We start from the raw sequence: 25,129 nt of genomic DNA on the forward strand, positions 1-25,129 counted from the left end.
CCGCTCGTAGGCGACCTGCGAGAAGGACGGGATCCGAATGCAACGGGTGTCTGGGGTAGTCCGCCTGATCTGGCTAGGCCGCCTTGCGGCCGCCGGCCTGAGTCTCAGTCTTGTCGGCGGCGCGCCGTCGCTGTCACAGCAGCCGGCGACGGCGCCGGCCGCGAGCCGGGTCGATCCGGCGGCGGTCAAGGCGCTCAGCCGGATGAGCAACTTCCTTCAGTCGCAGTCGACGTTTGCGCTCACCGCCAACACCAGCCTGGAAGTCGTCACCAACGACGACCAGAAGATTCAGCTGGTCGGTACGGCGACGTACAAGGTCCGCAAGCCCGACGCCTTCGTCATCGACGTGGTCAGTTCGAGCTGGAACCGCCGATACATCTATGCCGGCGGTCAGTTCACGGTCTACGCGCCGGAGCTGGGCTACTATGCCACCGTGCCGAGCCAGGCGACGATCCAGGCCACTCTCGCCGACGTGGCGACCCGGTTCGGAATTTCCATTCCGCTGGACGACCTGTTCCGATGGAGCAGTCCGGAAGCCGGCCGTGAGGAGGCGCTGGACTCCGCCTTTCGGGTCGGGACCGAGGCGTTCGACGGCGTCATCACCGACCACTACGCCTTCCGTGAAGGCCACATCGATTGGCAGGTCTGGATCCAACAGGGCGCGCAGCCGCTGCCGCGCCGGGTGGTGATCACCGATCGCCGCGACAAGACCAACCCCGCCTACGTCGCCGACCTGACCTGGACGCTCAATCCGCCGCTCACCGACGCGGACTTCGCGTTCCAGCCGGGCAAGGGCGCGACGCGGATCCGTATCGACCAGGCAGCGCAGGGAGGCGGACAATGAGCCATTTCAAGCGGCTGGGCCTAGCGACCGCTCTGATCGCGACCGGCGTCCTGATGGCTGATCAAGCGTTGGCCCGGGGCGGCCGAGGCGGCGGCGGTGGCTTTGGCGGCGGCGGCGGTCGCGGCGGCGGAGGCTTCAGCGCGGGCGGCGGCGGCGGCGTTCGCGGAGGCGGCGCGACCAGCATACGGGGCGGCGGTTACAATGGCGGCCGTGGCTCAAGCAGCTTCACCCGGCCCTCGGGCGGGATGGGCGCAGCCGGCCGACCCAGCGGCGGCGCGGGCATCGCCACGCGGCCCAGCGGCGGGCCGGGCGGACCCGGAGGCATTGGCGGTCCAGGAGGCGTCGGCGGTCCGGGCGGGGTTGGCGGCCCCGGGGGCGTCGGTGGTCCAGGCGGGGTCGGCGGTCCGGGCGGCATTGGCGGCGTCGGAGGCGTCGGAGGCGTTGGCGGTGTTGGAGGGGTTGGCGGTGTCGGCGGGCCCGGTCGACCGGGCGGGATCGGCGGCGCCGGCGGCATCGGCAACGGCGGCAATATCAACAGCGGCAACAACATCAATATCGACGTCGATGGCGGCTGGGGCGGCTGGGTGGACTATCCCTTCCTGGCCGGCGCGGCGTTCGCCTGGACGACCGCGGCCGTCGTCGGGTCGATGTACTACGCCCTGCCGGCCGGCTGCGGGCCCTATTCCTGGGGCGGCTATGGCTACTACTACTGCGGCGGCGCCTACTACGAGCCCCGCTACGAGGGCGACACCGTGGTCTACGTCACGGTTCCCGATCCGTCGGGCGGCAAGCAGCCGCCCCCCAGCGACGCGAGCGCTCCGGCCGCTTCGCCGCCGTCGCCGACCCCGACGCCCACTTCGCCGAAGGAGTAGGACGATCGTGCCATGGCCGCTGTCCCAATTCGCCGCGATGCTCCTGGCGCTGCCGGTCCTGGCGCAGGCTCCCGCCCAGCCGTTGCCCGATAGCGCCAGCGCTAGCCCGGCGGTGCAGGAGGCCCTGAAGAAGGTCGACGACGGCGACGTGGCGCCGCTGGTCAAGCTGGCCGACGGCGGCGACGCCGACGCCCAATACTATGCGGGGCTCGTCTATCTGTTCGGCCGCGGCGCGATTGCGAAGGATCCAGCGCGAGGCTGCGCCTACGAGGAGAAGGCTTCCGCCCGGCGCGGGGACGCCATGCACCTAGTCGGCATGTGCCACCAGAGCGGGGCGGCCGGGACGCCAGACAAGGCCAAGGCCGAAGCGGCCTATACGCGCGCGGCGGCGATGGGCTTCACCAAGTCCAAATGCGCGCTCGGCCAGATGCTGATGGCCGATCCGCAAAGCGCGGCGCGCGGCCTGCAGCTGTGCAAGGAGGCCGCGGACGCGGGGGACGCGGACGCCCAGGCGGCCGTGGGCAACGCCTACTTCAACGGAACCGCCGGCGAGCGCGACCTGAAGGCGGCGCGCAGCTGGTACGAGAAGGCGGCCAAGCAGAACAACCTCGATGCCTCGCGGCGGCTGGGCGAGATGTACGCCAAGGGCGACGGCGGGCCGAAGGACGAGAAGAAGGCCATGGAGCTGTGGACCGCCGGCGAGAAGGCCGGTGATCCGCTGGTGTCGATCCTGGTCGCCGACCAACTGTTCTCGGAGATCTCGGGCGGCCGCAAGCCGGGACCGGGGACCTACGCCTTCCGGGGCGGGGTTCCAACCAAGGACATCGAAGTGATCGAGGAGTGGTATCGCCAGGCCAAGACAAAGGATCCGCGCCCGGACGTGCAGGCGCGCGCCGACTATGCATTGTCGATCCTGGCGGGGCTCAAGTCGGCCTCTAACGTCAAGAAGCGCTAGCAAGCACTGCAGGCCAGCTTCGGCGCTTGGGCATCGCTCGCCGGGCGGATAACTGTGGTTCCATGAGCACGGTCCCGCGGCGCCCCCGCCGCACACAGCAACAGAGGTCGGCCGATACGCGCCAGGCGCTGCTGGAAGGGGCTGTCCGCGCCATCTACGAGCGGGGATACGCCGGCGCGACGACGGCGGTGATCGCGCAAGAGGCCGGGATCACTCGCGGCAGCATCATCTTCCATTTCAGCACCCGCGCCCAGTTCATGGCCGAGGTGCTGCGCGCGATCTTCGAGGAGGAGCGCGAGGAGTACGCGCGGCTCGAGCATGACCTCAACCTCGGCTTTCAGGCCGAGGACTGGATCGAGATGTGCTGGCGCGTGTTGAGCCGGCCGTCAGGCGTAGCCTTTCTGGAAATCCAGATGGCGGCGCGCAGCGACCCCGAACTCGCCGAACAAGTGGCGAGCGTCAGCTCCGGCCTTGAGCAGATCGGCGTTGAGTTCCTCAGTGAAAGGTTCAAGGGCGACGTCGAAGGCACGCTTGCGGCGATCCGATTGGTCGTGTGGGCGATCCGCGGCTTTTCGATCGGCAAGATGATCCTTCCCGACTGGGATGCCCAGGATCGGCCGGTGGAGATGTTCAAGGACATGTTCCGGGCCGGCGTAAAGGCTGGCGCCTTCGGCCCGCGGCCGGCCGCCAAGGCCTGACCGTCGCCTGGCGCTGCGCTAGGCTGAAATTCACCCGGGCAGGCCGTTCCGTGTTGAACGGACGCGCGACATATGACTAGAGTTGATTGCATCTGAAGAAAAATGCGCGCGGCCAATGTAGTCGGCGCGCCAGCGGAGAAAACGTCGATGGTCCTCGGGCTCATGCAGCCGACGCAGCTGCAGATCGCCAGCATCCTTCGGTATGCGCAGCAGGCGCATGGGGCCCGCGAGATCGTCTCGCGGCAGATCGAGGAGCCGGTCTGGCGCTATGACTATGCGCGCTTCGCCAAGCGGGTGGAGCGGGCGGCCAAGGCGTTGCAGCGCTTGGGCGTCAAGCCGGGCGACCGGGTGACGTCGCTGGCCTGGAACACCCATCGGCACCTGGAGCTGTTCTATGCGGTGACCGGCCTGGGCGCGGTGCTGCACACGGCCAACCCGCGGCTGTTCGACGAGCAGATCGCCTACACCGTCAATCACGCCGAGAGCGGGGTGCTGCTGTTCGAGCGCAATCTGGCGTCGGTGGTGGAGCGCCTGGCGTCGCAGCTGGCCACCGTGCGGACGCTCGTCAGCCTGACGGCCGAACCGATGGCCGGCGCGCTTTGCTACGAGGACCTGATCGCGGCCGAGGAAGACGGTTTCGACTGGCCGGTCTTCGATGAGAACTCCGGCGCGTTCCTCTGCTACACCTCAGGCACCACGGGCGACCCGAAGGGGGTGCTCTATTCCCACCGCGCAGTGGTGCTGCACGCGATGGGCGCGGGCCTGAACGCGGCCTTCGGGTTCACCGCGTTCGACGTCGTGCTGCCGTGCTCGTCGCTCTATCATGCCACCGCTTGGGGCCTGCCGTTCGTGGCCCCGATGTGCGGGGCCAAGCTGGTGCTGCCCGCCGACAAGATGGACGGGGTCAACCTGCAGGAGCTGATCGCCCAGGAGGGCGTCACCTTCACCGGCGGCGTGCCGACCATCTGGACCATGTACCTGGCGCACCTGGAGCAGACCGGCGAGACGCCCGGTGCGCTGAAGCGGGTGATGATCGGCGGATCGGCCGTGCCGCGCGCCATGGCCGAGGCGCTGAAGAGCCGCTACGGCGTCGACACCCTGCAGATCTGGGGCATGACCGAGACCGCGCCGATGGGCGTCATCTCTTCGCCGACGCCGGCCCTGGCCGAGTTGGGCGAGGAGGAGATGCTGGAGACCATCTGGTCGCGCCAGGGCCGCCTGCAGTACGGCGTCGAGCTGCGCATCGTCGACGAGGCGGGGCAGGTGCTGCCGTGGGACGGCGAGACGCCGGGAGCGTTGCAGGTCCGCGGCCCCTGGGTGGTGCAGCGCTACTTCCGTCAGGATCACGATGCGGCGGGCCCGGATGGCTGGTTCGACACCGGCGACGTGGCGACCATCGACGCCAACGGCTTCATGCGGATCACCGATCGGACCAAGGACGTCATCAAGTCGGGCGGCGAGTGGATCAGTTCGATCGACCTGGAGAACGTCGCCGTCGGCTGTCCGGGCGTGAAGATCGCCGCGGTGGTCGGCGTGCATCATCCCAAGTGGGAGGAGCGGCCGATCCTGGTCGTCGAGCCCCATGACGGCGCCGAGGTCACCGCCGATCAGATGCGCGAGTACCTGGCGCCGCGGATCGCCAAGTGGTGGACGCCAGACGACGTGGTCTTCGCCCGCGTACCGCTGACCGCCACCGGCAAGATCGACAAGAAGGTGCTGCGCGAAGCCTACCGCGAGCATCTGACCAACAAGAAATCCTGACCGCTTCTCGGGGGCACTCATGAAAAAGACCATCCGCCTGGGCGCCGGCGCGCTCGGGGCCGCCGCGGCGCTCTGGCCGCTCGCCAGCGCGCAGGCCGCGGGCTGTGAAGACCTGGTCGGCAAGAAGGTCGGCGGCGGCGTTGTGACGTCGGCCGAACGGCTGCCCGCCGGGGCCAAGCTCTCGCTTTCCGGCGCGTGGGCCGCGGCGCCGATCGCCCCCCTGCCGGCGGCGATCTGCCGGGTGAAAGCGCAGATCTCGCCGGTCGCCGGTTCGCTGATCAATGTCGAGGTCTGGCTGCCCGAGACCTGGAACGGCAAGTTCGTCGGCCTGGGCGGCGGCGGCTATAGCGGCGGCCTCGACACGGCGGCGATCATGTTCCCGCCGTTGACGACCCAGGGCTACGCCACCGCCGCCACCGACGTCGGCCACCCGAGCAGCGAAGACGCGAAGTGGTCGAACGGACAGCCCGAGAAGCTCATCGACTGGGCGCACCGCGGCAACCACGTCACCGCGGTGTTCGCCAAGGCGCTGATCGCCTCGCACTACGCCAAGGAGGCCCAGCGCTCCTATTTCCACGGCTGCTCCAACGGCGGACGCGACGCGCTGATGGAGGCCTGGCGCTATCCGCAGGACTATGACGGCATCGTCGCCGGGGCGCCGGCCGCGCCCTGGACCCGGGCGATGACCGGCTTCGCCTGGAACATGCAGGCCCTGGACGGTCCGCCGAAGGTGACGTTCACGCCGGCCAAGCTGAAGCTGGTGACCAAGGCGGTGATGGCGCGCTGCGACGCGCTGGACGGCGTCAAGGACGGGGTGCTGGAAGACCCGCGCCTCTGCCGCTTCGATCCGGCCGAGCTGCAGTGCAAGTCGGGCGACAGCGCCGACTGCCTGAGCGGCGACGAGGTGAAGGCGCTGCGGGCGATCTATCAGGGCCCGCGGACGCGCGACGGCAAGCAGATCTCGGCCGGCTTTGCGCCGGGCGGCGAGGCCAGCGACTGGCCCGCGTGGATCACCAACGCCAAGTCCAACCAGCGCAACTTCGCGACGGAAACCTTCCGCTGGTTCGTGCATCGCGATGAGGCCTGGACGCTGGATCGCTTCGACCTGGACCGCGACTTCGCGCTCGGCCTGAAGCGGATGGGGCCGGTGATCGACTCCGACAACCGCGACCTGCGCCCGTTCCTGAAGCAGGGCGGCAAGCTGATCCTCTATCACGGCTGGAACGACGCGGCGCTGCCGCCGGAGAACACCATCGCCTACTACGGACAGATGTCGAAGCTGGCCGGGCCGATGGCCGATCAGGCCCGCCTGTTCATGGCCCCGGGCATGGGCCACTGCTTCGGCGGCGAGGGGCCCAGCAAGTTCGACATGGTGGCCGAACTCGACCGCTGGTTCGAGAGCGGCGCGGCCCCTGAGCGGGTGATCGCCAGCAAGCCCGACAACATGCTGGCCATGCTCGCCGGCTGGCCGACGCAGACCGTGCAGTCGCGACCGCTCTGCGCCTTCCCCAAGCGCGCCCGCTGGAACGGAACCGGCTCCACCGACGAGGCGGCGAACTTCAGCTGTGTGGCGGCGGAATAGAATTTTGTATCTGAGAGGAAACGCCATGAAGGCCGTCTCGATGTCGCTCGCCGCGGGGCTCGCCGCGATCCTGTTGGCGGGATCGCCCGCCCTGGCGGCCACCCCGCGTCCCGGCGCCGAACTTAAGTCGGTCGAAACCATCCGGCTCTATCCGGGCGTCGCCCCGGGCTCGGAGAGCTGGAAGCAGGTCGAGCGTACGACCCCGCACATGGCCGGGCAGGGCAGCCGTCTGACCCGCAACGTCGTCTCCCCGACGCTGGAGGTGTTTCTGCCCGACCCGGCCAAGGCGACCGGGGCCGGGGTGATCATCGCCCCGGGCGGCGGCATGCGCTTCCTGTCCTATGACACCGAGGGGGTCTGGGTCGCTCAATGGCTGGCCGAGCGCGGCGTCGCGGCCTTCGTTCTCAAGTACCGGACGGTCGAGACCCCGGCCGGCGACCTGGAGTTCCTGCAGTCGCTGCAGGCGATGTTCGCCAAGCTGGGGGCGAGCCCGACCGGGGCCGGGCTGCTGGAGGGCGCGGACTTCGCCACCGCCGACGGCGTGCGGGCGCTGCAGGTGGCCAAGGAGCACGCCAAGAGCTGGAAGGTCGATCCGAACCGCATTGGGATCATGGGGTTCTCGGCCGGCGCGCGGGTGACGGTCGGGGTGGTTGGTGCGGGCGCGAAGCCCGCCTTCGCCGCGCCGATCTACGGCGGCGCGTTCGGCGAGGACCTGAAGCTGGACGACGCCCCGCCGATGTTCCTGGCCGTCTCGTCGGACGACAAGCTGGCGGCGCCCACTGTCATCGACCTGTTCACGAAGCTGCAGGCGGCCGGCAAGTCGCCGGAGCTGCACGTCTACCACACCGGCGGCCACGGCTACGGGCTTGAGGCCAAGGCCAACAGCTCGGTCCACTGGATCGACGAGTTCTACTGGTGGCTGGAGTCGGCCGGGTTTCTGAAGGCGCGCTGACGTCGAGCGGCCGCCTCCCCATCGGAGGCGGTCGTCTCACTCGGCGATGATCAACTGAACGCCGGCCTTCTCGACGACGCGGCGCTCGTCGTCGGTGACGCCGCTGTCGGTGATCACGATGTCGATTTCTTCGAGGCCGCAGACCACGTTGCCGGACGGGCCGCGGAACTTGGAGCTGTCGACCAGCAGGACGAGCTGCTCGGCGCGGTCGATCAGGCGGCGTTCGGCGGCGACCAGCACCACGTCGGCCTGCATGATGCCGTGCGGACCGACGGCGGCCGCGCCCATGAACAGTTTCGGCGCATGGAAGCGCGGCATGCTCTCCTCGCCGGCGGCCGAGAGGATGATGTTCTGTTCGCGGAAGACCGATCCGGCCGGGACCAGGACGCGGGTTCCTGGCTGCGGCAGCAGGGCGTCGACGATGTGCAGGGAATTGGTCAGCACCTGCAGGTTCAGGCCTTCCAGGTGCGGGCACATTTGCAGGGTCGTCGATCCGCCGTCGATCATCACCGCCTCGCCAGGCGCGCAGAGCGCGGCCGCGGCCTTGCCGATGGCGGCTTTTTCCTTGCGGTGATGGGCGATGTTCTCGTGGAAGGGCACGCCGCTGAGCATCGGCACGGCGCCGGCGCCGGCCTGGCTCGGCAGCTTCGCGCCGCCGCGCACGCGCACCAGCTGGCCTTCCTGGGCCATGCGCTCGAGGTCACGCCGAATGGTGGCCGGCGAGGCGTCGAGGTTGGCGATGAACTCCTGGTAGGACGCAAAGCCTCGCGGCCGCATCAGCTCCAGGATCAGCCGCTCGCGCTCCGTGGCGTGCATTCGGTCGAATCTCCCCCTTCAGATGGGCAAGGACACTTCTTTCCGCCGCTTCGTGAACAAGCAAGCAATATCAATCATCATGCGTCGTGATGGTCAGACGATGCCGGCGCCGAGGCCCACCGGGCGACGCTCCTGCGCTTTGCGCGCGCGCCAGCCGCTGTCGCGATAGGCGGCGAGCACGTCGACGGCGCCGCCGGCCCGGACGCGGGCCATGGCCAGGATCGGAGTGACGTCGGTCCGGTAGCCGCGGCGCAGGGCCTGGAAGGCCATCATCACGTCGTCGGCTTCCTGAGCCGCGCTCAGGGCGGCGCGGTCGACCAGCAGCGCCTTGGCGTAGGCGCCGAGGATCGCCTCGGCCGAGGACAGCATGCTCTCGATGGGATCGGTGACATTGTGCGACTGGTCGATCATGTAGGCCGGATCGAAGCCCTCGCGCGGGTTCAGCTCGGCCTGCACCAGCTCGTTGAACACCAGGAACAACTGGTGCGGATTGATCGACCCGGAGTCGAGGTCGTCGTCGCCGTACTTGCTGTCGTTGAAGTGGAAGCCGCCGAGCTTTCCGAACCGGTGCAGGCGCGCGACGATCTGCTCGATGTTCACGTTCGGGGCGTGGTGGCCAAGGTCGACCAGGCATTGGGCCTTGGGGCCGAGCTGCTGGGCGGCCAGGATGCTGGAGCCCCAGTCCTGGATCACGGTCGAATAGAAGGCCGGCTCGTACATCTTGTGCTCGAGCAGCATGCGCCAGTCGTCGGGCAGGGCGGCGTAGATGTCGGCGGCGCTGTCGAGGTAGCGGTCGAGCGAGGCGCCGAGGTCCTGCTGGCCCGGAAAGTTCGTGCCGTCGCCGAGCCAGACGGTGAGGGCGGTGGAGCCGAGCTTCCGGCCGATTTCGATGCACTCGACGTTGTGGGCGATGGCCTGGGCGCGGACGGCGGGATCGCGGGCGGTCAGGCTGCCGCTGCGATAGGAGTGCGGCTGGCCCGGCTGGTCCTGGAAGGTGTTGGAATTGACCGCGTCGAAGCCGAGGCCGAGCGCGGCGGCTTCCTGGCGCAGGCCGGCATAGTCGTCGACGAAGTCCCAGGGGAAGTGCGGCGAGACCCGTGGGGTGGCGCGGCTGAGCTGGTTGACGACTGCGCAGTCCTGCAGCTTCTCGTGGATGTTGGTCGGCTCGCCCGGGATCGGGAACTTGGCGAAGCGCGTGCCGCCGCGCCCCGAGCCCCACGTGGGCAGGGCGACGGCATAGGCCTGGACGCGGGCGGTGATCGCCTCGATGTCGACGCCGCGGCGGTCGAGCGCGCGGCCAAGGCTGTCGTACTCGTCGGCGAGGGCCTCGCGGCGCGCGTCGTTGTGGCTCTCGATCGCGTCCTGCGAGAGGGGAAGGCCGCTCATGTCGTTTCGTCCCGGTACTGTCGTCTTCTGATTAGATCACGGCCGGAGCCTCCAGGGCATCGGCGACCCCGGCCGTGACAGGCTGACGGAGGGCTCGACCTCCTCCTGGCCTAGCGGGTGAACGCCTGCGCGTTGCCGGCGTCGACGTTGAGGATGTTGCCGGTGGACTTGGCCGAGGCCTCGCCGGCGAAGAACCAGACCGCTTCGGCGATGTCCTCAGGAAGCACGCTGCGCTTGAGCATCGAGCGGTTCTTGTAGAACTCCTCCAGCTCCTCGCCTGGATCGACGCCATAGGCGCCGGCGCGCTCCTGGCGCCAGTCGCCGTCCCAGATCCGCGAGCCGCGGATCACCGCGTCGGGATTGACCACGTTGACCCGCAGCCCGTCCGGCGCGCCTTCCAGCGCCAGGCAGCGCGCCAAGTGTAGCGCGGCGGCCTTGGCCGAAGCGTAGGCCGAGGCGTTCGGGGTCGCGGCCAGGGCGTTCTTGGAGCCGATGAAGACGATGCTGCCGGCCTTCTGCAGCTTCATCAGCGGGAAGGCGGCGCGCGAGGTCAGGAAGTAGCCCTCGGCCAGCACGTCGTAGTTCTTGCGCCAGAGCGCGACGCTCGTCGCCTCGATCGGGGCCGAGGAGGCGATGCCGGCGTTGGCGACCAGGATGTCCAGGCCGCCGAACTCGCGGGCGCAGGCCTCGAAGGCGGCCGCTACCTGGGCCTCGTCGGTGACGTCGCAGACCGCGGTGCGGACGAGGTCGCGGCCGAAGGTCTGGGCCAGGGCGTCCTTGGCGCCCGCGAGCGTCTCGGCGTCGAGATCGAGCAGCATCACACAGGCGCCGTCGGCCAGCAGCCGGGCGGCGGTGGCGCGGCCGATGCCGCCGGCCCCGCCGGTGACAATCGCGACCTTGCCGACCAGCGCCTTTGGCTTGGGCATGCGCTGCAGCTTGGCTTCCTCCAGCGCCCAGTACTCGATGGCGAAGGCCTCCTGCTCGGGCAGGCCGACATAGTCGCCGATCGCCTCGGCGCCGCGCATCACGTTGATGGCGTTGCCATAGAACTCGCCGGCCAGGCGGGCGGTGGTCTTGTCCGCCGCGAAGGTGAGGCGGCCAAGGCCCGGGACCAGGATCACGACCGGGTTGGGATCGCGCATCTTGGGATCCGCGGGACCCGCGCAGCGCTCGTAGTAGGCGGCGTAGTCCTGGCGGTAGGCGGCGAACTGCTCGGACAAGTAGGCGTCTTCGTCGAGCCTGGCGGGGTCGAGCGTCAGCGGCGCGATCTTGGTGCGCAGGAAGTGGTCGGGGCAGGAGGTGCCGATGGCCGCGAGCCGCGCGAAGTCGTTCGAGCCGACGAACTCCAGGGCTTCAGCGTCGTCCGAGAAGTGGCCGACCTTGGAGCGTTCGCCCGGCATGTTGGCGCGCAGGCGCGGCATCAGGCGGGCGGCGGCGGCGGCGCGGTCCGCCGGCGGCTGCGGCGGCTGAGCTTGGCCGCCGAACGCCGGGCGCCCGGCCATGCGGGCGTTGAGGTGATTGGCGGCGTCGGCGATGAGGTCGATGGTGTTCTGGTAGCAGGCCTGCGAGCTGTCGCCCCAGCAGATGATCCCGTGACCCGCCAGCATCACCCCGCGCAGCCCCGGATGGGCCGCCACGTAGTCGCGGATCTGCACGCCGAGTTCGAAGCCCGGGCGTTTCCAGGGCAGCCAGCCGACCGCCCCGCCCCAGATCTCGCGGGTCGCCGCCTCGCCGCCGGACGAGGCGGCCAGGGCGATGAGCGCGTCCGGGTGGACGTGGTCGATGTGCGCAAAGGGCAGGAGGCCGTGCAGCGGCGTGTCGATGGAGGCGGCGCGCGGGTTCAGGTTGAAGGTGCAGTGGGGCAGGTAGCCCACCATCTCGTCTTCGAACGCCACGCCGCGGTAGAGCTTCTCGGTGGCGCGGAATTTGTCGAGGTAGAGCGTCGAGAAGCCATCGAGCTTCATCGAGCCGATGTCGCCGCCCGAGCCCTTCACCCACAGCACTTCGACCGGTTCGCCGTTAAGCGGATCGACGCCGGCGAGCTTGGCCGAGGTGTTGCCGCCGCCGAAGTTGGTGACGGTGAGGTCGGAGCCCAGCAGGTTCGACCGATAGAGCAGCAGCCCCTCCGGCGACATTGTCGCCGCCGCAGCGTTGTCCCACCGGCTTTCGGGGACCGCGAACGGGAGGGCCACGGCCTGGTCGGCCACGGGGCCGGCTTCACTCTTCATAAAAGGGGTCCTTCCGCGGACGCGGCGCTTTGGTGCAATTCGCTGGTCTTATATGATCAATTTCGCTAACTATCAATCAAACGAATTCAGGAGGGGGCGTTTGCAGTCTGGGCTGACCGTGGTGCTGGACGTCGGTAAGACGCTGACGAAGCTCAGTCTTTGGGGGCCGTCCGGCGTCGTTGTGGTGCGCGAGTCGCGGCCCAATCAGCGGGTCGACGCCGGCCGCTACGCCGCGCTCGACGTCGAAGGCGTCGAGGCGTGGGTCGCGAGCGTGCTGAAGGAGTTCGCGCGGCAGGGGCGAATCTCCCGGATCGTGCCGGTTGGGCACGGGGCGGCGTTCGCGGTGCTGCGCCGGGGCGCGCTGGCCTGCCCGCCGCCCGACTATGAGGAGCCGCCGCCCCAGGCGATCGGTCAGGCCTACGATCAGGCGCGCGACGCCTTCGCGCTGACCGGTTCGCCGCGACTGCCGAACGGCCTGAACTTCGGCGTCCAGCTGGCCTGGCTGCAAGCGCTGCACCCGGACCTGCTCGACGACGACGCGGTCATCGTCACCTGGCCGCAGTACTGGGCATGGGTCTTCAGCGGCGTGGCGGCGAGCGAGGTCACCAGCCTGGGCTGTCACAGCGATCTGTGGCGGCCGATCGAGGGGCGGGCGAGCGAGCTGGCGCAGGCGCGCGGCTGGGCGTCTCGTCTGGCGCCCTTGCGGCGGGCGGGCGAGGTGCTGGGCGTCGTGCGGCCGTCGTGGGCCGAGCGCACGGGCCTGCCGGCTGACACCGAGGTTCACGTCGGGCTGCACGATTCCAATGCCGCCCTCTTGGCCGCGCGCGGTTTCGTCGAGATCGCCGACCACGAGTCGACCGTGCTCTCGACCGGTACCTGGTTCGTCGGGATGCGGTCTGCGGCTGACCGCTCGACGGTCGACCTCGGCGCCCTGCCCGAGGCCCGCGACTGCCTGGTCAATGTCGACGCCTATGGCGCGCCGATTCCGTCGGCCCGATTCATGGGCGGGCGGGAGGTCGAGCTGCTGTCAGGGATCGATACCCGGCGGATCGACATCAAGCCTGACCAACCGCTGCTGCTGGCCGCCGCCGACGAGGTGGTGCGCGCCGGAGCGCGGGTGCTGCCGACCATGACGCGGGGCGTCGGTCCGTTCCCGAATGGCCACGGGCGCTGGATCGCGATGCCGACCGACCCGGTCGAGCGGCGCTCGGCGGTCTGCCTCTATCTGGCGATGACCGCCCACGCCTCGCTCGGTCTGATCGGCGCGCGCGAGCGGATCGTCGTCGAGGGGCGGTTCGCCGAGGCGCAGGTGTTCGTGCGGGCCTTGGCTTCGCTGCGGCCGGCCGATGCGATCTATGTGTCCAACGCCGAGCACGATGTCTCCTACGGGGCGCTGCGGTTGCTCGACCCCGAACGGCGGCCGTTGTCGTCGCTGACGCGGGTGAAGCCGCTGGAGGTCGACTTGCGCGACTATGCCCAGCAGTGGGAGCGCGAAGCCCAGCGGATTGAGGCGGCGGCGTGAAGGCGGCGTCGACGTCGGACTACCGCGAGCTCGCCCGCCGGCGCCTGCCGCGGTTCCTGTTCGAGTACATCGACGGCGGCGCCTATGACGAAGTGACGCTGGCCGCCAATCTCGACGACCTGCGAAGCTTGGCCCTGCGCCAGCGCGTGCTGCGCGACGTCTCAGCGGTCGACACCTCGACGACCCTCTTCGGACGCAGTCAGCGGCTGCCGGTGGCGCTGGGGCCGATCGGCCTAGCGGGCATGAACGCGCGGCGCGGCGAGGTGCAGGCCGCGCGTGCGGCCGAGGCGGCCAGCGTGCCGTTTACGCTCTCGACGGTGTCGGCCTGCAGCCTCGACGAGGTCGCCGCCGGCGTCAGCGCGCCGTTCTGGTTCCAGCTATACATGATCAAAGACCGCGGCCTTATGCGCGCGATGCTGGAGAAAGCTGCGTGGCTCGGCTGCAGCGCGCTGGTGTTCACGGTCGACATGCCAGTGCCGGGCACGCGCTACCGGGATTATCGCTCGGGACTGGCCGGAGCCGCGGGACTGGCCGGGGCCGCCCGGCGCGCGTGGCAGGGCGCTTGCCGGCCGGCCTGGGCGCTCGACGTCGGTCTGCTGGGCGGCCCGCACCAACTGGGCAATGTCGCTCCGGTGCTCGGGCGCGACACCGGGCTGGAGGATTTCTTCCGTTGGATGCGGGAGAACTTCGACCCGACCATCACATGGCGTGACCTGGAGGCGGTGCGCGAGGCCTGGAGCGGGCCGCTGATCCTCAAGGGCGTGCTCGACGCCGACGATGCGCGCAACGCCGCCAGCCTGGGCGCGGATGGGGTGGTCGTCTCCAATCATGGCGGACGCCAGCTCGACGGAGCGCTGTCGACGGCGCGGGCGCTGCCGGAGATCGCCGAGGCGGTCGGCGAGCGGCTGACGGTGCTGGCCGACGGCGGCGTGCGCTCGGGGCTCGACGTGGTGCGGCTGATGGCTCTGGGGGCTAAGGGCGTGCTGCTCGGGCGGGCCTGGGCCTATGCGCTGGCGGGCGGTGGCGGCAAGGGCGTCAGCCACGTTCTGCAGTTGATCGAGGCCGAGATGCGGGTGGCGATGGCGCTAACCGGCGTCACGCGCGTCGAGGATATCTGTGCGGAGATCCTGGCGGGCGCGCCTAGGGATCGCGCCGCGGCTTAGCCGCGCGGCTTGTTCGAGTTCTGGGGGTACATCAATGCGTAGCGGCGGCTTTCGAATGACGCGCAGGTCTCTGATCGCTTCCGGCGCCGCGCTGGCCCTGACGCCCGCCGCCGCCGGCGCTGCGCCGGGCGCGGGCGACCTGCTCGCCGGCTTTCGCGCCCCGCCGCAGGCCGCGCGGCCGCGGACCTGGTGGCATTGGCTGGCCGGTAACGTCACCGCCGAGGGGGCGCGGCTCGACCTCGAATGGATGCGGCGCGTGGGCCTGGGCGGCGTGCACACCTTTTCCGGCCAGCTGATCGGCGAGCCGGCCCTGGCTGATCCGCGCGCGCCGTTCATGAGCCCGGTGTGGCGCAAGGTGTTCCGCGACTCCGCTGAGTTCGCGCACGGCGCCGGCATGGAGGTCGGCATCGCCGGCTCGCCCGGCTGGAGCCAGACCGGCGGGATCTTCGTGGAGCCGCAGGACGGAATGAAGAAGTACGTCTGGAGCGTCACCGAGATCGAGGGCGGAACGACGATCTCAGGACCGCTGCGGGCGCCGCCGCGGGCGACAGGTCCGTTCCAGGGCATGGCCAAGGCCAGCCGGGCGCGGCAGCTGAAGGGTGATGTCTACAGCGAGGCTTTCGTAGTGGCGTTTCCGACGCCGGCCTCAGAGGAGGGCGCGAGCGTCCCGGAATATGTCGCCGACTCCGGGCCGTTCGACCTGACGCCGCTGGCGGCCGGCGACCTGTCGGCGTCGGTCAAGCTGCCGATCCGGGCGCCGGCCAAGTCGGCCTGGATCGAGGCGCGCTACGCCGCGCCGACCCGGGTGATGGCTTTGACCGTCGGCTTGAAGGACGGGGCGGCGGTCGAGGTTCTGGCCAGCGACGACGGGGTCACGTTCCGCAAGGTGGCCGAGGAGGTGGTCATTGCGACCTCTGGCGTCGATCATCCCGCCCCGCAGCAGACGCTGTCCTTCGAAGCTGTCACCGCCCGGGTGTTCCGGGTCGTGCTGACCGAGCTCGCGCCGCCGCCGCCGCTGCCCGGTCTGCCGCCCGGTTTTGGCCGGCCGCGGCCGCCGCTGAAGGCGTTCGACATCGCCGCCTTCGGCCTGGAGCGGTCGGGCCGCGTCCATCGGTTCGAGGCCAAGGCCGGCTTCGACACCACCATCGGCGCAGCCGGGTCGACGCCGGCGGTCGCTAAGGACGCGCTGGTGCGGCGCGCCGACGTCATCGACTTGACCGCCAAGCTTGGGGCCGACGGGACGCTCGATTGGACGCCGCCGCCGGGGCGCTGGACGGTGCTGCGCTTCGGTTGGTCTCTGACCGGCGCCAGCAACGGGCCGGCCGAGCCGGAGGCGACGGGCCTGGAGGTCGACAAGCTCGACGCCGCGGCGGTGCGCCGATACGCCGACGCCTATCTCGGGCTCTACGACGAGGCGACCGGATCCAAGGTCGGCGCGAACGCCGTCACCACCTTGCTCACCGATAGTTGGGAGGCCGGGTTCCAGAACTGGACGCCGGCCTTATTCGACGAGTTCCGTCGTCGCCGCGGTTATGAACCGACGCCCTATGCCCCGGTGCTCGCCGGCCGGGTGGTCGATAGCGCCGAGACCAGCGACCGGTTCCTCTGGGATCTGCGGCTGACCCTCAAGGAACTGCTGGCCGACGCCCACTATGGGACCTTGGCCAAGGCGCTGCACCAGCGCGGCATGACCTATTACACCGAGGCGTCTGGCGACAATCCGCGCATCCTCGGCGACGGCATGGCGATCAAGGGGCGGTCCGATATCCCGACGGCCGAGTACTGGTACCGCGACTTCGCCTCGGGGCCCGGGCAGCTGTCACTGAAGGCCGACCTGGAGGAGGCGGCGTCCGCCGCGCACGTCTATGGCAAACGCCTGGTCGCGGCGGAGTCGCTGACGGTGGCGGCCGGTCCCGATCCCTGGGCGTTCTCGCCGCGTATGCTGAAGCCGGTGGCCGACGAGATTTTCGCGCGCGGGATCAACCGGATCATCATCCATGACTCGCGCCAGCAGCCGCTGGTCGACGCCAAGCCGGGGATGACGCTGGCGATCTTCGGCCAGTACTTCAATCGCAACGAGACTTGGGCCGAGGACGCGGGCCCATGGGTCGACTATCTGGCGCGGACTTCACACTTGCTGCAGCAGGGCGATTACGTCGCCGACGTCGCCTACTACTACGGCGAGAATCGCAATCTCTCGGAGCTGTTCCGGCGCCGGCTGAACACCGACGTGCCGGTCGGTCACCGCTACGACTACGTCAACCGCGAGGCGCTGCTCGACCTGCTCTCGGTGCGGGGCGGACGCATCGTCACCCCCAGCGGCATGAGCTACCGGGTTCTCTACCTGCCCGACCATGTGACCCGGCACACTGAGCCGGCGCTGCGCAAGATCGGCGCGCTGATCCGGGCTGGTGCGGTCGTGGTCGGGCCGCGGCCGGTCGGCGGCCTTGGCCTGACCGCGGCGGACGAGGCGATCGAAGGCCTGGCGGGCGAGATCTGGGGCGCAGAGCCGCTGGCGGCGAGCGGCCGCAAGGTCGGGCGGGGCAGGCTCTTTGCGACGCTGGCCGATGCGTTCGCGGGGGAGGGCGTGGCGCCGGACTTCAGCTTTGCCGGTGCGGGCGACTCCGAGCTGCTGGCGCTGCATCGGCGCACGCCCGAGGCCGACATCTATTTCGTCACCAACCAGAAGGACCGCGCGGCGGAAGTCTCGGCGGCGTTCCGGGTGACCGGCCGTGCGCCCGAAATCTGGCGGGCTGCTGACGGTTCGACCGAGCCGCTCAGCTATTCGATGGAAGGCGGGCGGACCAAAGTTGCCCTAAAGCTCGAACCGCACGAGGCGCTGTTCGTCGTGTTCCGCAAAGCGACGCGTCAGGCTGGCTGGCAGGCGCCGGACCGGAAAGTCTCGGTCGCGGCGACCATTGAGGCGCCCTGGAGCGTGAGCTTCGGGCCGGGGCTGGCGGCGCCGGCCCCGACGACCTTCGGGGCGCTGACCTCGTGGGCGGAGTCGAGCGATCCGCGGATCCGTTACTATTCCGGCTCGGCGACCTATCGCTCGAGCGTAACAGTGGAAGGCTTGGCGCGCGGTGAGCGCTGGCTGCTCGACCTGGGGCGGGTGCATGAACTGGCCGTCGTCGAGGTCAACGGCCGGCCGGTGGGCACGGCCTGGCATGCGCCCTACCGGCTCGACGTCACCGACGCCTTGAAGGCCGGCCGCAACGAGATTGCGGTCCGCGTCGTGAACCTGTGGCCCAATCGGCTGATCGGCGACAAGCAGCCGGGGGCTAAGCCGGTGACCTTCGCGCCGATGTCGACCTACACCGCGCAATCACCGCTGCTGCCGTCCGGCCTGCTGGGGCCGGTGCGGCTGCTCGTCTCGCGCGATGCCTTGAAGTGATCACGAGCGAGCGAGCCGGCGCATCGCCCCGCGAGGCGTGAGGCGGCTTCCTTTTTGTGGGGCAACATATTGTAAATAAAGGGCTATTTTGGTCGTATGCCGGTGGTTCGCCCTTAGAAAACCGGCCGGCCGCGCGTGAAGCGGTATGATCGAAAATGATCGCAATAGTTATAACTTGCCCAAAGCTGCGCGCTGACGTAAAGATTCACGCAAGAACGTAAGAACAATTTCCTGGGGGGAATTCATGCGCCGTCGTTCCAATCGCGCTGTCCAATTGCTCGGCGGAGCCGCGCTGTCCGCAATCCTCGCCTCGCTCGCATCGCCGGTCCTGGCGCAGGGCGCCCAGGCCGAGACGGTCGAGGAAGTCGTCGTCACCGGGACCATGATCCGCGGCGTCGCGCCGGTCGGCACCAACGTCATCGGCGTCAACGAAGAGCAGATCCAGAAGCTGGGCGCGGTCAGCACCCAGCAGGTGCTGGCGCAGATCCCGACCATCACCAGCCAGTTCAACCGCACGCCGTCGACCGTGACCGGCATCGGCGCGACCACCCAGCGGCCGAACATCCGCAACCTGGGCGGAGCCGGCGGCAACACGACCCTGGTGCTGATCGACGGGCGCAACGTGGTCGGCGCCGGCATCCTGATGACCACGCCGGACTCCAGCATCCTGCCGCCTAGCGTGCTGCAGAGAGTCGAGGTGATGGCCGACGGCGGCTCGTCGCTCTACGGCGCCGACGCAGTGGGCGGGATCATCAACTACATCACCAAGCGCAAGGCCGACGGCTTCGAGGTGTCCGGCCACTATGGCGTGGCCGATCCTGGCTACTGGGCCGGCGACCTGAACCTGACGGCGGGGACCAGCTGGACCGGCGGCTCGGCGTACATCGCGGCGTCGTATCGCGAGAACAGCAACCTCACGGCTTCCAAGCGCAGCTATCCGCGCCAGGACCTGCGTCCGCAGGGCGGCGACGACTTCCGGGTCACCAACTGCGCCGCCCCGAACGTGACGGTCGGCGCCGTGACCTTCGCCGCGCCGGGCTTCGCCGCCGGCTCGCTGAATCGCTGTGACACGTCGCTGTTTGACGACATCGTGCCGGAAGAGCGCCAGTGGGGGCTGTTCGGCTCGTTCAGCCAGGAACTCTCCGATAGCTTGAGCTTCAACGGCACGGCCTATTGGAGCGAGCGCAAAACCACCCAGGCCAACGCCCAGCTGACGGCGTCCGGCGTGGTGGTGCCGCAGACCAACCCGTTCTTCGTGCGTCTGGCGCCGGGGACCAGCGAGACGCTGGCCTTCAGCTTCTCGCCGGTGCTGGGCGACTACGCCTATTCGAACGCGTCGCTGAAGCAGTGGGGCGTCACCCCCGAGCTCACCGCCAAGCTGGGCGGCGACTGGCAGCTGAAGGCGATGTTCAACTACGGCCGCAGCGAGACCGAGACCTTCTCGCCGTTGGTCAATCCGCTGGCGCTGGCGCTGGCGGCGGCGGGGACGACGACCACGACGGCGCTCAATCCGTTCAATCTCTCGCAGACCAATCCGGCGGTGATCAGCGCCATCACCAACTATGGCAAGGACGCCAGGGCGATCCAGTCGCTGACCGACCTGCGCGCCATCGCCGACGGCCCGCTGTTCTCGCTGCCGGGCGGCGACGTCCGCATGGCCGTGGGCGCCGAGCACCAGATCCAGACCTCGCGCGCGAGCAGCGTCGACGGCCCGCCCGGCGGGTTCGGCGACCTGACCATCAAAGACGCCGATCGCAACGTGACCTCGGTGTTCGCCCAGGTGGTCGTGCCGGTGATCGGTGCGGATAACGCCCTGCCGCTGGTCCGGTCCTTCATCCTCGACGCCTCGATCCGCTACGACGATTACAGCGACTTCGGCGACACCACGAACCCGAAGGTCGGCTTCACCTGGGAGGTGGGCGCGGGCTTCAGCGTGCGCGGCAACTACGGCACCGCCTTCAACGCGCCGAGCCTGGCCGACACGACCGGCGCAGTCGACAGCCGCGCCCAGGTGCTGCCGGTCAGCCCGATCCGCGCCCCGACCTCGCCGATCACCGATCTGTTCCGGCCGACCATCGTGCTGGCCGGCGGCAATCCCGACCTGAAGCCGCAGACGGCCGATACCTGGTCGGTCGGCGTCGACTGGAAGCCCGACTTCCTCCCCACGCTCGAGGCCGGCCTGACGTATTGGAACGTGGAGCTGGAGGACGCGATCACCGTGGTGCCGCCGGGCTTCCCAGCCTCGCTGTTCACGGTCCCGGCGTTCCAGAAGTTCATCACCATCAACCCGACCCTGGCGCAGGCGCAGGCGGCGACCGCCGGCCTGGTCATCGACGGCGCGCCGAGCGTCGCGGCCCTCTACTCGCCGTTCTCCAGCCCCTACGCGATCATCGACGCGCGGCGGAAGAACGTCGGCTCGCTCTACGTCTCGGGCCTGGATTTCTACGCCAACTACGCTCAGCCGGTGTCGTTCGGTACGGTGTTCGCCAGCGTCAGCGGGACCTACACCCTGAACCGCGAGAGCGAAGCGTATGACGGCGCGCCGAAGACCGACCTGCTGGACGCCAATGTCAGCCGCCTGCAGCTCGGCGCCACCCTGGGCGCGACCTGGGACAAGCTGACGGCGTCGGCGACGGTCAATCACAGCGAGGGCTATGACGTGACCGGGGCCGGGACCCAGACCCGCACCGACTCCTTCTCGCCGGTGAACCTGGCCTTCGTCTACGACTTCGGCGGCGAGACCTGGGACCGCGACCTGACCCTGACGCTGAACATCGACAACGTGTTCGACGAGGAGGTCCCGTTCCTCAACATCACCCCGGGCGTCGGCGCGCCGGTGAACGGTTCGACCCTGGGCCGGTTCGTGAACCTGGGCGTGCGCAAGCGCTTCTGAGCCGCCCGGCGGACGACGCCTGAGGAGAGACCGCGTGCGCCCTCCCTGCCGACCAGCGGGGAGGGCGCGACGTTCGAGGCAAGAGGGAAGAAACATGGGCTCCGAGCGAACGTCCGCCGCGACCGCCGATGTCGCCGTCGAGGCGTCCGAGACGCGCGAGGATTGGAAGAACACCATCCTTGCGGGGCTGGCGAACTACATCGACGCCGGTTCGATCGTCGCCGGCTCGGCGGCGCTTGCGCTGTGGGCGAGCGCCTATGGGCTCAGCACGACGTTTATCGGCCTGCTCGGCGCGTTCAGCGCCAACGCGATCTCGGCGGGCGTCGGAGCGCTGATCGGCGGTCGGCTCTGCGACCGCTTCGGCCGCAAGCGCATCTACCAGTACGACATGCTGTTCTACGCCTTCGGCATGCTGTGGCTGGTGTTCGCCACCGCGCCCTGGATGATCGTGGTCGGCTTCGTGCTGGTCGGACTGGCGGTCGGCGCGGACATTCCGGCCTCCTGGTCGCTGATCGCCGAGCAGGCCCCCAAGGGCAAACGCGGCAAGCACAGCGGCGTGGCCCAGGTGCTCTGGTACCTCGGCCCGGTCGTGGTGATGGTGATGTTCTTCGTGCTGGCGCCGCTGGGCCTGCTGGGCGCGCGGATCGTGTTCGCCCACCTGGCGATCCTGGCGCTGGTGCTGACCCTGCTGCGCTCGCGCATGAAGGAATCGGAGCGCTGGACGCAGGCCCAGGAGGAGGCCAAGCGCGCCAAGCTGGCGGGCGAGGCTTCTGCGACGGTGTCGCCCTGGCGCGAGCTGATGCAGCCCAAGAACCTGAAGGCCATGGCGTTCCTGATCGGCATGTACGGCATGTGGAACCTGTGGGCCGGGACCAACGGTTTCTTCTTCCCCTACATTCTGAGCACGGTCGGCAATCAGACCCAGGCGGTCAGCGTGGCGGTGCAGGCGCTGAACTTCGGCCTCGGGATCGTCTCGATCATCTTCATCTTCATGAAGTTCGCCGACCGGGTGAACCAGCGGCTGCTGTTTGCGATCTCGGCGTTGATGCAGGTCGTCGCCATGGCGCTGTTGGCGATCTTCCCGCTAACCCTGCCGGTCGCGCTGCTGCACGTGGTGCTGGGCGGCATCGCTGTCGGCTTTGGCGCGCAATCGTTCTTCCAGCTCTGGAGCTCGGAGCTGTTTCCGACCAGGATCCGCAGCACCGCGCAGGGCGTGACCTTCGCCGTCGTGCGGTTCGGACTGGGGATCTGGAGTTTCTTTGTACCGATGTTGACCGCGACCGGCTTCCACACCCTGGCCTGGATCCTGACCGGCTTCCTGATGGTCAGCGGCCTGATCGGGACCATCTGGGCTCCGCGCAACGAGGGCAAGTCGTTGGAAGAGATCGAGGCCGAACGCGACGGCGCGACCAGGACCGCCTGACCGATGTCGGCCGAAGCGCGCGACGACACGGTTCGCCCGGTCGGGCTGCTCGCGCAGGACAGCGCGGACGGAGCCATGGTCGGCATGGCGGCGCCCCGGCTCAGCTGGCGGCTGGAAGCTGATCGCCCGGCGGTGCGGCAACTGGGCTACGAGATCCAGCTGGCCGGCGATGCGGGGTTCTCAAGCGGCGTCGAGACGTCGGGTCATGTCGCTTCAACGTCCCCGGTCGCGGCCGGCTGGCCTGGCGTTCCGCTGAGCAGCCGCGAAGCGCGCTTCGCCAGGGTTCGGGTCTGGACCGAGCGCGGATCGACCGACTGGAGTCCGCCCCTGCGCCTCGAGGCGGCGCTGCTTGATCCGTCGGACTGGACGGCGCGGCCGGTCTCGCCGCGCTTCAACGTCGCGATGCGCGAGCCCGGCCCTGCGCCGTTGCTGCGGCGCGGGTTCGTCGTCGACCGGCCGGTGGAGCACGCGCGGCTCTACGTGACCTCGCTCGGGGTCCATGAGACCTGGCTGAACGGCGAGCGGGTGGGCGATGCGGTGCTCGATCCCGGCTGGACCGCCTATCAACAGCGCCTGCTGTATGCGGCCTATGACGTCACCGACCTGCTGCAGCAGGGCGAAAACGTCGTCTCGGCCGCGGTGGGCGACGGCTGGTGGCGTGGGCATCTGACCTGGTTCAAACGCCGCGCCGTCTATGGCGACACCACCGCGCTGCTGGCCCAGCTGGAAATCCGGTTCGCCGACGGCACGGAGCAGGTGATCGGCACCGACGGGGCATGGCGGGGCGCGAGCGGGGCGATCCTGGCCGCCGATCTCTACGATGGCGCCAGCATGGACCTGCGCAAGGAGCTGACCGATTGGCGCCGCGCCGGGTTTGACGATCAGGCCTGGGAAGCCGTCGAGACGCTGGCGCAGCCCAAGGGGCTGGAGCTGCGCGGGGCCCCGCCGGTGCGGGTGGTCGACAGCTGGCCGCTGGAGCTGCACGCCAGCAGTTGGGGAACCTGGATCGCCGACTGCGGGCAGAACCTAGCCGGCTATGTGAAGCTGCGTGTCCGCGGGCCCAGCGGATCGACGATCACGGTGCGCCACGCCGAATTGCTGGGGCCAGAGGGGCGGCTCTTTACCGAGGCGCTGCGGACCGCGGCGGCGACGGACCGCTACGTGTTGGCCGGAGAGGCGGTCGAGCTGACTCCACCGTTCACCTTCCACGGCTTTCGCTACGTCGAAATCGAGTGCGACCCGGGCGTCAAGATCGAGGCGGCCGAGGTCTGCGCGCTGTCGTCCGACTTGCGCCAGACCGGCGAGTTTGCGTGCAGCGACCCGCGGTTGGACAAGCTGTTCCAGAACGTCCGCTGGTCGCAGCTTGGCAACTTCCTGGCGCTTCCGACCGATTGTCCCCAGCGGGACGAGCGGATGGGATGGACCGGGGACATCCAGGTGTTTGCGCCGACCGCCTGCGCGAACGCTGACGCCAGGACCTTCCTGAACGGCTGGCTGAAGGACCTGGCGATCGAGCAGCGGCCTGACGGTTGCGTGGCGGTGACGGTTCCGCATGTGCTGGGCGATCATCCTATGGCCTGGGGCGCGGTCGGTTGGGGCGACGCGGCGACGCTGACGCCCTGGGTGCTCTACGAGGCCTACGGCGACATCGGCGTGCTGGAGCGCCAGTATCCGAGCATGTCCCGTTGGGTGAACTGGTGCGCCTCGCGCCGCGGCGCGGACGGGTTCTGGACCGGCGACTTCCAGTTCGGCGACTGGCTCGATCCGGGCGCTCCGCCCGACAGGCCGCAGAAGGCGACGACGCGCAGCGACTACGTCACCAACGCCTATCTCGCCCATAGCGCCAGGACGCTGTCGCGGGCCGCGCTCCTGCTCGGCAAGATCGGCGATGCCCAGGTTTATCGGAGGTTGGGTGACCAAGTCGCCGATGCGACCTGGCGGCGCTGGCGCGAACATGCGCTCACCACCCAGGCCGGCTGCGCCATCGCGGTGATGTTCGACATCTGTCCCGAGCCCGAGGTCGCGGCCGTCGCCGCGCAGCTCGCCGCGCTGGTCGAGGCCGGCGATGGGCGGATCGCCACCGGTTTCCTGGGCACGCCCCTGTTGTTGCCGGCGCTGACCCGCGGCGACCAGATCGACGCCGCCTATCGCTTGCTGCTGAACGAGGCCTGCCCAGGCTGGCTCTATCAGGTGAAGCTGGGCGCCACGACCATGTGGGAGCGCTGGGACGCGATCCGTCCCGACGGTTCGATCCATCCCGGCGCCATGGCGAGCGGCGAGGGCGCATCCATGCTGAGCTTCAACCACTACGCTTACGGCGCGGTGGCCGAGTGGCTGTACCGATCGGTGGCCGGCCTCGCGCCGGTAGCCTCCGATCCGGGGTACGGGCTGATCGCCTTTGCACCCCGGCCCGGAGGCGGGCTTTCGCACGCGCGGGCGAGCATCGAGACGCCTTACGGCCGGGCCGCAATCGCCTGGCGGGTGGACGAGGACGCTTCGCTGCGGGTCGAGCTGGACATCCCGCCCGGTGCGCGGGGCCGGTTCGATGTCCCGCGCGGCTGGGAGTTGGCCGCTGGCGCCGGGCCGCTGGCGCTGGCCTCCGGCAGGCATGAGCTGGTGCTACGCCGCACGCCTTAGGTG

Annotated in this window: 16 protein-coding genes; 13 read left to right on the top strand and 3 right to left on the bottom strand. The window is 69.5% G+C overall.

Translation table 11 applies throughout. The features are described 5' to 3' along the window. Nucleotides 1–37: 37 nt before the first annotated feature. The 7 genes from C0481_RS00320 (at nucleotide 38) to C0481_RS00350 (ending at nucleotide 7,664) form a co-directional block, all read left to right on the top strand. Complete coding sequence (locus C0481_RS00320) at nucleotides 38–844, top strand: DUF2092 domain-containing protein (RefSeq protein WP_293399287.1); 807 nt, start codon at nucleotides 38–40, stop codon at nucleotides 842–844. Next, entirely contained in the window at nucleotides 841–1,716 is an 876-nt protein-coding gene (locus C0481_RS00325; RefSeq protein ID WP_293399290.1) for a hypothetical protein, read from the top strand. The genes C0481_RS00320 and C0481_RS00325 overlap by 4 nt, the downstream gene beginning before the upstream one ends. Before the next feature lie 7 nt (nucleotides 1,717–1,723). Then, nucleotides 1,724–2,671, top strand: coding sequence for a hypothetical protein (locus C0481_RS00330; protein ID WP_293399293.1), 948 nt, complete (start codon nucleotides 1,724–1,726; stop codon nucleotides 2,669–2,671). Between the two features lie 26 nt (nucleotides 2,672–2,697). Next, nucleotides 2,698–3,369 carry a TetR/AcrR family transcriptional regulator gene (locus C0481_RS00335; RefSeq protein WP_293399296.1) on the top strand — a complete coding sequence of 224 codons (672 nt, stop codon included), beginning with the start codon at nucleotides 2,698–2,700 and terminating at the stop codon, nucleotides 3,367–3,369. A gap of 147 nt (nucleotides 3,370–3,516) precedes the next feature. Next, on the top strand, nucleotides 3,517–5,130 hold the full coding sequence (locus C0481_RS00340) for a long-chain fatty acid--CoA ligase (protein ID WP_293399299.1): 1,614 nt from the start codon (nucleotides 3,517–3,519) through the stop codon (nucleotides 5,128–5,130). A gap of 19 nt (nucleotides 5,131–5,149) precedes the next feature. Beyond that, nucleotides 5,150–6,712 carry a tannase/feruloyl esterase family alpha/beta hydrolase gene (locus C0481_RS00345; protein WP_293399302.1) on the top strand — a complete coding sequence of 521 codons (1,563 nt, stop codon included), beginning with the start codon at nucleotides 5,150–5,152 and terminating at the stop codon, nucleotides 6,710–6,712. A gap of 25 nt (nucleotides 6,713–6,737) precedes the next feature. Next, nucleotides 6,738–7,664, top strand: coding sequence for an alpha/beta hydrolase (locus tag C0481_RS00350; RefSeq protein WP_293399305.1), 927 nt, complete (start codon nucleotides 6,738–6,740; stop codon nucleotides 7,662–7,664). A gap of 36 nt (nucleotides 7,665–7,700) precedes the next feature. Here C0481_RS00350 and C0481_RS00355 read toward each other — a convergent pair whose 3' ends face one another. The 3 genes from C0481_RS00355 to C0481_RS00365 form a co-directional block, all read right to left on the bottom strand. After that, complete coding sequence (locus tag C0481_RS00355; RefSeq protein WP_293399308.1) at nucleotides 7,701–8,480, bottom strand: DeoR/GlpR family DNA-binding transcription regulator; 780 nt, start codon at nucleotides 8,478–8,480, stop codon at nucleotides 7,701–7,703. A 93-nt stretch (nucleotides 8,481–8,573) separates the two neighbouring features. Further along, complete coding sequence (rhaI, locus tag C0481_RS00360; protein WP_293399310.1) at nucleotides 8,574–9,866, bottom strand: L-rhamnose catabolism isomerase; 1,293 nt, start codon at nucleotides 9,864–9,866, stop codon at nucleotides 8,574–8,576. A 110-nt stretch (nucleotides 9,867–9,976) separates the two neighbouring features. Further along, nucleotides 9,977–12,094 carry a bifunctional rhamnulose-1-phosphate aldolase/short-chain dehydrogenase gene (locus tag C0481_RS00365; RefSeq protein ID WP_293399313.1) on the bottom strand — a complete coding sequence of 706 codons (2,118 nt, stop codon included), beginning with the start codon at nucleotides 12,092–12,094 and terminating at the stop codon, nucleotides 9,977–9,979. A 100-nt stretch (nucleotides 12,095–12,194) separates the two neighbouring features. Between C0481_RS00365 and C0481_RS00370 the strand changes: the two genes are divergently transcribed. The 6 genes from C0481_RS00370 to C0481_RS00395 all read left to right on the top strand — a co-directional run bounded on the left by C0481_RS00370 (nucleotide 12,195) and on the right by C0481_RS00395 (nucleotide 25,126). Continuing rightward, nucleotides 12,195–13,616 (top strand): carbohydrate kinase, encoded by a 1,422-nt coding sequence (locus tag C0481_RS00370; protein ID WP_293399315.1) that lies wholly within the window; start codon nucleotides 12,195–12,197, stop codon nucleotides 13,614–13,616. Further along, nucleotides 13,613–14,779, top strand: coding sequence for an L-lactate dehydrogenase (locus tag C0481_RS00375; RefSeq protein ID WP_293399318.1), 1,167 nt, complete (start codon nucleotides 13,613–13,615; stop codon nucleotides 14,777–14,779). Before C0481_RS00370 ends, C0481_RS00375 begins: the two co-directional genes overlap by 4 nt. Before the next feature lie 55 nt (nucleotides 14,780–14,834). Then, nucleotides 14,835–18,173, top strand: coding sequence for a glycosyl hydrolase (locus C0481_RS00380; protein ID WP_293399321.1), 3,339 nt, complete (start codon nucleotides 14,835–14,837; stop codon nucleotides 18,171–18,173). Nucleotides 18,174–18,417: 244 nt separating this feature from the next. Next, nucleotides 18,418–21,066, top strand: a complete 2,649-nt coding sequence (locus C0481_RS00385; RefSeq protein WP_293399323.1) for a TonB-dependent receptor — start codon at nucleotides 18,418–18,420, stop codon at nucleotides 21,064–21,066. A gap of 94 nt (nucleotides 21,067–21,160) precedes the next feature. After that, nucleotides 21,161–22,489 (top strand): MFS transporter, encoded by a 1,329-nt coding sequence (locus C0481_RS00390; protein WP_293399326.1) that lies wholly within the window; start codon nucleotides 21,161–21,163, stop codon nucleotides 22,487–22,489. Nucleotides 22,490–22,492: 3 nt separating this feature from the next. Then, nucleotides 22,493–25,126, top strand: coding sequence for an alpha-L-rhamnosidase (locus C0481_RS00395; protein WP_293399329.1), 2,634 nt, complete (start codon nucleotides 22,493–22,495; stop codon nucleotides 25,124–25,126). The last annotated feature ends 3 nt before the right edge of the window (nucleotides 25,127–25,129 follow it).

The sequence above is a fragment of the Phenylobacterium sp. genome, assembly GCF_013822795.1.
Lineage (GTDB): Bacteria > Pseudomonadota > Alphaproteobacteria > Caulobacterales > Caulobacteraceae > Phenylobacterium.